This is a genomic window from Flexivirga sp. (genome assembly GCF_051955415.1).
Lineage (GTDB): Bacteria > Actinomycetota > Actinomycetes > Actinomycetales > Dermatophilaceae > Flexivirga.
Map to the genome: position 1 here is coordinate 1 of NZ_JBQCGS010000056.1, position 10,106 is coordinate 10,106.

At 69.4% G+C, this 10,106-nt stretch carries 8 protein-coding genes; 6 read left to right on the forward strand and 2 right to left on the reverse strand.

The genetic code is table 11. From position 1 onward, the window contains the following. Nucleotides 1-847, forward strand: an 847-nt coding sequence (locus tag ACTHL4_RS09460; protein WP_440282505.1) for an AMP-binding enzyme, incomplete at its 5' end; no start/stop codon positions are given. 63 nt (nt 848-910) lie between these two features. On the opposite strand, the gene ACTHL4_RS09465 is transcribed toward ACTHL4_RS09460, so the two are convergent. After that, nucleotides 911-3,946 carry an alpha-mannosidase gene (locus ACTHL4_RS09465; protein ID WP_440282506.1) on the reverse strand — a complete coding sequence of 1,012 codons (3,036 nt, stop codon included), beginning with the start codon at nt 3,944-3,946 and terminating at the stop codon, nt 911-913. 116 nt (nt 3,947-4,062) lie between these two features. Then, nucleotides 4,063-5,664, reverse strand: coding sequence for an APC family permease (locus ACTHL4_RS09470; protein WP_440282507.1), 1,602 nt, complete (start codon nt 5,662-5,664; stop codon nt 4,063-4,065). Between the two features lie 126 nt (nt 5,665-5,790). Between ACTHL4_RS09470 and pyrH the strand changes: the two genes are divergently transcribed. The 5 genes from pyrH to ACTHL4_RS09495 all read left to right on the forward strand — a co-directional run. Further along, nucleotides 5,791-6,522 carry a UMP kinase gene (gene pyrH, locus ACTHL4_RS09475; RefSeq protein WP_440282508.1) on the forward strand — a complete coding sequence of 244 codons (732 nt, stop codon included), beginning with the start codon at nt 5,791-5,793 and terminating at the stop codon, nt 6,520-6,522. Between the two features lie 62 nt (nt 6,523-6,584). After that, the gene (frr, locus tag ACTHL4_RS09480) at nt 6,585-7,151 is read left to right on the forward strand and encodes a ribosome recycling factor (protein WP_440282509.1); all 567 of its coding nucleotides are present in this window, start codon (nt 6,585-6,587) and stop codon (nt 7,149-7,151) included. A gap of 29 nt (nt 7,152-7,180) precedes the next feature. Continuing rightward, a complete protein-coding gene (locus tag ACTHL4_RS09485) occupies nt 7,181-8,080 on the forward strand; it encodes a phosphatidate cytidylyltransferase (protein WP_440282510.1) in 900 nt (299 codons plus the stop codon). A gap of 11 nt (nt 8,081-8,091) precedes the next feature. After that, nucleotides 8,092-9,267 (forward strand): 23S rRNA (adenine(2503)-C(2))-methyltransferase RlmN, encoded by a 1,176-nt coding sequence (gene rlmN / locus ACTHL4_RS09490; RefSeq protein WP_440282511.1) that lies wholly within the window; start codon nt 8,092-8,094, stop codon nt 9,265-9,267. 19 nt (nt 9,268-9,286) lie between these two features. Beyond that, nucleotides 9,287-10,106 (forward strand): phosphatase PAP2 family protein (locus tag ACTHL4_RS09495; RefSeq protein WP_440282512.1); only part of this gene is annotated, 820 nt, incomplete at its 3' end.

Sequence of the window (10,106 nt, forward strand, 5' to 3'; positions counted from 1 at the left end):
CGAGGTGCCGGACAAGCACGACATGTCCTCGCTGCGCATCCTGGGCTCGGTCGGCGAGCCGATCAACCCGGAGGCCTACATCTGGTACCGCGAGGTCATCGGCGCCGACCGCACCCCGGTGGTCGACACCTGGTGGCAGACCGAGACCGGCATGATCATGATCAGCCCGCTGCCGGGCGTGACCAGCGGCAAGCCCGGCTCGGCGATGAAGGCACTGCCCGGAGTCGTCGCCGACGTGGTCGACGACGCCGGCCAGTCGGTGCCGGACGGCTCGGGCGGCTACCTGGTGCTCAGGGAGCCGTGGCCGGCGATGCTGCGGACCGTCTGGGGCGACGACCAGCGCTACATCGACACCTACTGGTCCCGTTTCCAGGGCGTCTACTTCGCCGGTGACGGTGCGAAGAAGGACGAGGACGGCGACATCTGGGTGCTCGGCCGCGTCGACGACGTCATGAACGTCTCGGGTCACCGGCTGTCGACCACCGAGATCGAATCCGCGCTGGTGTCGCACCCGAAGGTCGCCGAGGCAGCGGTCGTCGGTGCGTCCGACGTGACCACCGGTCAGGCGGTCGTCGCGTTCGTCATCCTGCGTGCCAGCGCCAACGGCGGGGGAGACGACGTGGTGAACGAGCTGCGCAAGCACGTCTCCTCCGAGATCGGCGCGATCGCCCGCCCGCGCAGCATCCTGGTCGTGTCCGAGCTGCCCAAGACCCGCTCGGGCAAGATCATGCGGCGGCTGCTGCGTGACGTGGCCGAGCACCGCGAGGTCGGTGACGTGACCACGCTCGCCGACGACTCGGTGATGGGCGCGATCGAGCAGGGCATGAACGCCTCGAGCGAGAGCTGACCGCAACCGGGCAGAGCACCCGAACGGGTGGCCGGCGCTGCGCCGGCCACCCGTTCGCGCGTGTCAGCGCCGCAACCGGAGGCTGAGCAGCTGGAAGGGCCGCAGCCGGACGGTGATCGAGCCGTCGCGCGTGTCGAGCCCGTCGGGCTCGACCTGATCCTCCAGGAGATCCACCTGCACCACCTCACGGACCGCGAAGGTGGGCTGGATGGTGACCGCGGTGCGTGCGCCGCGCGGTTCGTAGAGCCGGACGATCACATCGCCCGATCCGTCCTCGGCCGGCTTGACGGCCTCCACCGCGGCGGTGCCGCCACCGAGCAGCACCAGCGGCTCGACGGGTGCGCCGGTGATCCGGCGCTCGGGCAGATTGATCCGGTACCCGGCCCGCACCGCGTCCAGCACGTCGGGGGCCACGACGAGCGCATAACGCCGACGGTGCCGTCCCTGGTCGGTCTGCGGGTCGGGGAAGCGCGGTGCCCGCAGCAGGGACAACCGCACCGTCGAGAAGGTGCCGCCGCCCGGCGACTCGTGCCGGGTCACCTCGTGGCCGTAGGTCGCCGAGTTGACCACGGCCACACCGAACCCCGGCTCCGCCAGGTGCACGAAGCGGTGCGCGCACACCTCGAACCGGGCCGCGTCCCAACTGGTGTTGGTGTGCGTCGGACGCCGCAGGTGCCCGAACTGTGTCTCGTATGCCGCCTCGGTGGCGTGCACGTCCACCGGCAACCCCACCTTGAGCACCGTCTCCCGCTCGTGCCACTCCACCTCGATGGCGCAATCGAGCTGGCGGGCACCGGGACGCAGCGTCATCGTCTGGGTCGCGGTCGAGGCGCCGAAGACGCGACGCACCGTCACCACCGCCGCACCGTCGGCGTCCACGGCGACCTGCAGATCGTCCACGTCGGTCAGGTCCCGCACCGTGTTGCGGTAGAACTCGTCGAGATCCCACGCATCCCACTTGTTCGGGAAATCCTGGTGCAGCTGCAGCAGATTCGCCGCCGTGCCCTCCGGTATGACGTCCCGACCGCCGGCCAGATCGACGAGGGCGGTCACCAATCCGCGCTCGTCGATCGTCACCTGCAACACATCGCTGGTCAACACCAGCGTGCCACCGGCACGCTCCACCCGGACCGCCCGGTCCGCGGCCGTCCCCACGGCCGTCCCCGCGGCCGGCACGGTCGCGGCACCCAGAGGTGGCACCCCGGAGACCTCGAAAGGCGTTGCGTTCACGACGATCTCGTCGTCACCGTGGCCCGCCAGCAATGCCAGTCGGCCGGTGATCAGCTCCTCGAGCTCGGCCTCGGCGGCGGCGTAGTTGTCGGCCGCCTCCCGGTGCACCCAGGCGATGGAACTGCCCGGCAGGATGTCGTGAAACTGCTGCAGCAGCACGACCTTCCACAACCTGCCGAGCTGCTCCACCGGGTAGTCCGCCAGTCCGCGCACCGCAGCGGTGGTGGCCCACAGCTCCGCCTCACGCAGCAGGTGCTCGCAACGCCGGTTGCCCTCCTTGGTGCGGGCCTGACTGGTGTAGGTGCCGCGGTGCAGCTCCAGGTAGAGCTCACCGACCCAGACCGGCGCGTCGGGGTAGTCGGCCTCGGCCCGGGCGAAGAAATCGGCGGGCGCCTCGATGGTGACCCGCGGCGATCCGGCCAGGTCCCCGGTGCGTGCCGCGCGCTGCAGCATCTCGCGGGTCGGGCCGCCACCGCCATCGCCGTACCCGAACGGCACCAGTGAGACGTCCGTCGCGCCCTTGTCACGGAAATTCGTTGCCGCGTGGGCGAGTTCACGTCCGGTCAGCTCGGCCGTGTAGGTGTCGACCGGCGGGAAGTGGGTGAACACCCGGGTGCCGTCGATGCCTTCCCAGCGGAAGGTGTGGTGCGGGAAGACGTTCTGCTGGTTCCAGCTGATCTTCTGGGTCAGGAAGTGCGGGCAGCCGGCCTGCCGGACGATCTGCGGCAGTGCGGCGGAGTAACCGAACGAATCCGGCAGCCAGACCTCGCGGCAGGTGATGCCGAACTTCTCCCGGAAGTAGCGCTGTCCCAGCAGGAACTGCCGGACCATCGCCTCACCGCCGACCATGTTGGTGTCGGACTCCACCCACATGCCACCGGTCGGCACGAAGCGGCCGGCCGCCACGTGCTGTGCCAGGCGCTCGAAGACCTCCGGCCGGTGCTCCTCGAGCCACTCGTACTGCTGCGCGCTGGACATCGCGTAGACCAGCTGCGGGTGCTCGTCCAGCAGGTGGGTGACGTTGGCGACGGTGCGGGCCACCTTCCGGACCGTCTCCCGCACCGGCCACAGCCAGGCGGAGTCGATGTGCGCGTGACCCACCGCGCTGATCCGGTGGCCGGTGCCGCCGGCCCGCCGGGCCAGCAACGGGGCCAGTTCCGTCGCCGCCGCGCCGGCCGTGCCGGACACGTCGGCCAGGTCGAGCCGATCCAGCGCGCGACCCATCCCGAGCAGCAGTTCGGTCCGCCGGCCGTCCTGGGCGGGCAGCTCCCGCATCAGGCCGTCCAGCACGTCGAGGTCGGCCACCAGCTCCCAGACCGCGGTGTCCCGCACGCACAGCTGTGCCCGCGCCAGCCGGTAGAGGGGCCGGTCACCGGCCGAGGACTTCTCGCCGAGCTCGGTCGGCAGGAACGGATGCGCTTGCAGCAGCAGGGGATTGGCGGCCGCTTCGACATACAGATCGATGGTGTTGCCCGGTTCGACCGGGATCCAGCCGTTCATCGGGTTGAGGCCCTTCACGACGCTGCCGTCCGGGCGATAGGCGAGCCCCTCGGCCTGGAAGCCGGACGAGTGCGGCGCCCAACCGAGGTCGACCACGACCTCGTGCGGTCCCGCGTCGTCCGCGGGTGGCACCGTCCCCGTCAGGTGGAACCACGTGGTGCCCCAGGCCGGTCCCCACGCGGCACCGATCGGGAAGGCCTCGTAGTGCGCTCGCAGCGCCTGCGCCGGGGCGACCGGCTCGCCCCGGCCTCCGCCGACGTGCCAGGCGCCGACCGTGAGGTCGGCCACCGGCCGGTGCACGGCCGGGCGCAGCCGTTCGGTGAGCACGCGGGTGATGCGGTCTTCGATCAGGCTGCGACGGTCGTGCACGGGCAGGTTGCTCCCTCGGGTGCGTCGGGGTGGTGGATCACCGGGTCTGCGGGTCCACCGTGGCGAGTATGTCGGTGTCGTCACCCGCGCGGCTCTTGAGCACCGACAGCAGCCGGTCATGACCCCGCAGGTAGGCGGTGCCCGCGCGCACGCCCCACCCGTAGAGGACCAGCGACCCGGCAGCCACCAGCACCGAGTCCCACGGTTGCGCGATCGTGCCGGTGCCGCCGTAGTTGCCGATGGCCGCGATGCCGTAGGTCAGCACCAGGTAGACCACCAGCCAGATGCCGCCGCTGACATCGCCGGGATCGCGCTGGCCGCGCACGAAGGACACCGCGAACCACACGAGGCCGATGGCGATCGGGACCAACGTCTTCAGCAGGGTGTCCCACGCGGTCCACAGGATCACCAGCGATCATGAAGGCCAACGGCGCGACGACCCGCATGCCGCGCAGCCGTTGGGCGCGACCGCCGAGGTCGACGTTGCGGAAGACCAGCAACGACACGGACCCGATCGAGAAGGTCATCGCCACCAGCGCACTGAGGACGACCACGATGTCGTGCCAGCTGGGCAGCAGCACCATCATTGCGGCACCGAGCACGAAGTTGACGAACATCGCGATGACCGGCACACCGGTCTTGTCGCTGACCTTCATCACGGCGCGCGGGAAGAAGCCGTTCTTGGCCAGGCCGAAGACGTTACGCGCGTTCGCCGCGGTGAAGACGATGCCCGAGCCGGAGGGCGAGATCGAGGAGTCGGCCACCAGCAGCCAGGACAGCCAGGTGAAACCGAGCATCTTCGCCAAGTCGGCGAACGGCGAGTCCAGGTTGACGCCGTGCCACCCGCCGGCCGCGGCGAGTTCGCCACCGGGCAGGGAGCCCAGGTAGCCGATCTGCAGGCCGAGGTAGAGCAGCACGCTGAAGAAGATCGTCACCACCATCGCTCGCGGTATGTCGCGCCGGGCGTTGGCGGCCTCACCGGACAGTTCGATGACGTTGCGGAAGCCGGTGTAGGCGAAGACGAGGCCGCCGGAGGCGATGGCGCTGAACGCCGCACTGATGCCGTATGGCGCGAAGCCGTGCGCGGACACGTTGTGCGAGAGACCGCCGGCCTTGCTGCTGGCACCGAACCCGCTGGCGAGCAACAGCAACACGGTGATGATCGGGATGCAGATCTTGACGGCGGTGACGATGTTGTTGGAGCGGGCGAACCACTTGACGCCGAAGTAGTTGACCACGACGAACAGTGCCATCAGCAGCACCGCGACGAGCGTGCCGAGAGTGGTGAGTTCGCCCGCGCCGGAGTCGTACACGCCGTGCCACCACTTGGAGGCGTACTGCACCACGGCGGCCGCTTCACTGGGCGGGTTGGCGACATACGCCAGCCACATCGCCCAGCCGACGATGCTCGCCGCCAGCCGGCCGTTGGAGTAGAGCGGGTAGCGCACCAGGCCGCCGGACTCGGGGCGGACCATGCCCAGTTCGGCGAAGACCAGGGCGATCATCAGCATCAGCGCCCCGGCGATGACCCAGGCGATGATCGCGGCCGGACCGGCGGTCTGGGCGGCATACATGGAGGAGAAGAGCCAGCCGGAGCCGATGACGCTGCCGACACCGGCCGCCATCAACGACCACAGGCCCAGTTCTTTGCGCAGCTTGCGGTCCTCGTTGTCGGCTGCGCCTTGGCGGGAGAGTTCGGTCTGGGTATTCGCAGACATTCCAGCCAGTATGTATCCCCAACGTGTCCGATGGGTCCCACGGGGACTGCCCGGTCATCAGGCGGACGGTGGTTCTGTGGCAGGATCTATCGACCGCTACACCTGTTCTGCCCGGAGGCTGCGCCGATGACCGACCCGTCCGTCCACTCCGAAGCCCCGCAGCGGGTCCTGCTCAAACTCTCCGGAGAAGTCTTCGGTGGCGGCAAGATCGGACTGGACCCCGAGGTGGTCCGCGGTGTCGCCGAGCAGATCGCGGCCGCCGCCCGCAGCGGTGTGCAGATCGCGATCGTGGTCGGCGGCGGCAACTTCTTCCGCGGTGCCGAGCTGCAGCAGCGTGGCATGGACCGCACCCGCGCCGACTACATGGGCATGCTCGGCACGGTCATGAACTGCCTGGCGCTGCAGGACTTCCTGGAGAAGGAGGACATCGACACCCGCGTGCAGACCGCCATCACCATGGGCCAGGTCGCCGAGCCCTACATCCCACGCCGGGCGATGCGGCACCTGGAGAAGGGCCGGGTCGTCATCTTCGGCGCCGGCGCCGGTATGCCGTTCTTCTCCACCGACACCGTCAGCGCCCAGCGCGCCCTGGAGATCCGCTGCGACATGGTGCTCATCGCCAAGAACGGCGTGGACGGCGTCTACACGGCCGACCCGAAGGTAGACCCGACCGCCACCAAGCTGGAGAGCGTGACCTATTCCGACGCCCTGGCCAAGAACCTGCGGATCGTCGACGCCGCCGCCTTCAGCCTCTGCATGGACAACGATCTGCCGATGCGCGTCTTCGGCATGGAGGGCCCGGGCAACATCACCCGCGCGCTGCAGGGTGAGAAGATCGGGACACTGGTCAGTGCCTGAATAGACTCGGCACGACATACCCATTCACTCGTTTCACTGACTCCCAGAAGAGGTCACCCACCATGGACGGCAGCATCGACGACAGCCTGCTCGAGGCCGAGGAGAAGATGGAGAAGGCGATCGAGGTCGCCAAGGAGGACTTCGCCTCCATCCGCACCGGCCGCGCCAACGCCGCGATGTTCAACAAGCTGACCGTCGACTACTACGGTGCGCCGACCCCGCTGCAGCAGCTGGCGTCCTTCCAGACGCCCGAGGCACGCACCGTGCTGATCACCCCGTTCGACAAGGGCGCCATGACCGGCATCGAGAAGGCGCTGCGCGAGAGCGACCTGGGCGTCAACCCCAGTAACGACGGCAACGTCATCCGGATCGTGCTGCCGGCGCTGACCGAGGAGCGCCGCCGCGACTACATCAAGCTCGCCCGGACCAAGGGCGAGGACGCCAAGGTGTCGATCCGCAACGTCCGCCGCAAGGCCAAGGAGGACATCGACCGCGCGGTCAAGGACGGCGACATCGGCGAGGACGAGGGCTCCCGTCACGAGAAGGAGCTGGAGTCGACGACCAAGAAGCACGTCGACGCCGTCGACGAGCTGCTGAAGGGCAAGGAGGCCGAGCTCCTCGAGGTCTGAGGTCGCTCGTCCCCACGAGAGCACACGAGATGTCTGAGCCCAGTTCACGCCGGGCTGCCCGGGAAGCGCGCAGCGAGCCCACACCGGCCGCCGGCACCCCCGCCGCCCACAACCCGACCCCGCGCGCCGGCCGCAACCTCTACGCCGCGATCGGGGTCGGTGTGCTGCTCGGGCTCATCGTGGTGCTCAGCCTCTTCGTCCAGAAGGAGATCTTCGTCGGCGTCGCGATGGCCGCCGCGGTCATCGGTTGCATGGAGATGCTGCGCGCGATGGCGCACGGTGAGCTGCACCCGCCGGTGATCCCCACGCTCGTCGCGGCAGCGGTGGTGCCGCTGGTCGCCTACCTGTGGGGCGCCACCGCGCTCGCGTTCGCCGCCGTCGTGGCCGTCCTGGTCATCGTCGTATGGCGGGCGCTGGGCCACGTCGACGGCATGCCGCGTGACATCGCCGGCGGTGCCCTGGTGACGCTCTACGTGCCCGCGCTCGTCGGCTTCGCGATGCTGCTGCTGGCGCCGGACGACGGGCCCCAGCGCATCGTCGTCTTCATCCTGGTGACCATCTGCAGTGACATCGGCGGCTACATCGTCGGGGTGGTCGCCGGAAAACACCCGATGGCACCGAGCGTCTCACCGAAGAAGTCCTGGGAGGGTTTCGCCGGTTCGGTGACCGCGTGCGTGGTGGGTGGCAGCCTGGGTGTGGCGCTGATCCTGGACGGACGGTGGTGGGTCGGCGCGCTGCTGGGTGCGCTCGCGGTGGTTGCGGCGACCGTCGGCGACCTGTGCGAGTCGATGATCAAGCGCGACCTCGGCATCAAGGACATGAGCAATCTGATCCCCGGCCACGGCGGCCTGATGGACCGGCTGGACTCCCTGCTGGTCGTCGTTCCGGTCGCCTGGGCCGTGTTGACCCCTCTCGTCGCCGTGAAGTGATGTGACCTGACATGACCGACCTGCCCACCCCGAGCACCCGCAAGCCGGTGCCCGGTCAACTGACCTTCACCGCGCCGCGCCGTGGCAAACCGCCGCAGCACCTGGCCGATTTCGACGAGGCGGGCCGCAAGGAGGCAGTCGAATCGCTGGGACACAAGGGGTTCCGCGCCAAGCAACTGTCGACGCACTACTTCGAGCACTTCGTCAGCGACCCGGCGCAGATGACCGACCTGCCCGCGGCGGGCCGCGCCGACCTGGTCGAGGCGATGCTCCCCACGCTGCTGACGCCGGTCCGTTCGCTCACCGCCGACGACGGTCGCACCGTCAAACAGGTGTGGCGGCTGTTCGACGGTGCGCTGGTGGAGTCGGTGCTGATGCGTTACCCGGGCCGGGTGACGATGTGCATCTCCAGCCAGGCCGGGTGCGGGATGAACTGCCCGTTCTGCGCCACCGGCCAGGAGGGCCTGACCCGCAACCTGACGACCGCCGAGATCGTCGAGCAGGTCGTGGCCGGTGCCCGGATGCTGCGCGCCGGTGCCGTCGCCGGTGGCGACGAGCAGTCACGACAGGAGTCCCGGGAGGCGCCGCTGCGGGTGTCCAACGTGGTCTTCATGGGCATGGGAGAGGCGCTGGCCAACTACCGGCAGGCCGTCAACGCCATACATCGTCTCGTCGACCCGGCGCCGGCCGGCCTCGGTATGTCGGCCCGGCACGTGACCATGTCGACCGTGGGTCTGGTCCCGGCGATCGACAAGCTCGCCGCAGAGGGGATTCCGGTCACGCTGGCGTTGTCGCTGCACGCACCGGACGACGAACTGCGCAACGAGCTGGTCCCGATCAACACCCGGTGGACGGTCGATGAGGCGCTCGATGCGGCATACCGCTACTACGAGACGACCGGTCGGCGCGTGTCGATCGAGTATGCCCTCATCAAGGACATGAACGACCACGCGTGGCGGGCCGACCTGCTCGGTGAGAAGCTGCGGTCGCGCGGCAAGGGCTGGGTGCACGTCAACCCGATCCCGCTCAACCCGACGCCGGGCTCGAAGTGGACCGCCTCCCGCAAGGGTGTCGAGCAGCAGTTCGTCGAGCGGCTGCGCGCGCACGGCATACCGACGACGATCCGCGACACCCGCGGATCCGACATCGACGGGGCGTGCGGCCAACTCGCAGCATCGACAGCGTGATCCGGCGCCGGCGGTCCCCATGCCCAACCTGATGCTGAGCTGGCAGCAGGCACTCGGCGTCGGCGTGGTGCTCGGCCTGCTGTGGCCTCTGCTGCGGCGGCGTCGGCCCGGGGTGGCCACCTTCTGCCGGGAGGGAGCGATCATCGCGTTCCTCTTCGCCTGCTGGCAGATCCTGCAGCGGGTCACCTCCAGTGACGGCGGCGACGCGATCGGTCGTGCGCACTGGATCGAGCGGGCCCAGTCCGCGCTGTTCTTCCCGGACGAACGCAGCGTCCAGGACCTGATCCTGGGGCACGAGACGATCGTGCGACTGGCCAACCTCTTCTACGCCAGCATGCACTTCACCGGCATGGGCATCTTCCTGATCTGGCTGTACTTCCGGCACCGCGACGACTACCCGGCGGTGCGCACCACCCTCGCCCTGAGCACGCTCGGCTGTTTCTTCGTGCAATTCCTCGCCGTCGCGCCGCCCCGGTTGCTGCCCGGGTATGTCGACACCGCCGAGTTCTACGGTCAGTCGGTCTACAACGCCGGTTTCTCGGTCGACAACTTCGGTGCCATGCCGTCGGTGCACGTGCTCTTCGCGGCCGTGATCGGTTGGTACAGCTGGCGGGTCAGCACCTCGCACTGGCGCTGGATCGGCCCGCTGCACTTCGTGGTGACCGTGTTCGTGGTCGTCGCGACCGCGAACCACTGGTGGCTGGACGGCATCGTCGCCATCGCGATCCTGGTCGCGGCCGCCTGGGTGCGCCACGGCGTCCGCGCGCTCGGGGGACCGCGGTGGGGCACGCGCCGCCCCGCGCGGCCCGGTGCGGCCGCGACGGAGCCGAAAATGCCGG

What these genes read in the sequence shown, in the direction of transcription:
- ACTHL4_RS09470 (WP_440282507.1), bottom strand. Translation starts at nt 5,664, where the DNA reads ATGTCTGCGAATACCCAGACCGAACTCTCCCGCCAAGGCGCAGCCGAC.
- pyrH (WP_440282508.1), top strand. Translation starts at nt 5,791, where the DNA reads ATGACCGACCCGTCCGTCCACTCCGAAGCCCCGCAGCGGGTCCTGCTC.
- frr (WP_440282509.1), top strand. Translation starts at nt 6,585, where the DNA reads ATGGACGGCAGCATCGACGACAGCCTGCTCGAGGCCGAGGAGAAGATG.
- ACTHL4_RS09485 (WP_440282510.1), top strand. Translation starts at nt 7,181, where the DNA reads ATGTCTGAGCCCAGTTCACGCCGGGCTGCCCGGGAAGCGCGCAGCGAG.
- rlmN (WP_440282511.1), top strand. Translation starts at nt 8,092, where the DNA reads ATGACCGACCTGCCCACCCCGAGCACCCGCAAGCCGGTGCCCGGTCAA.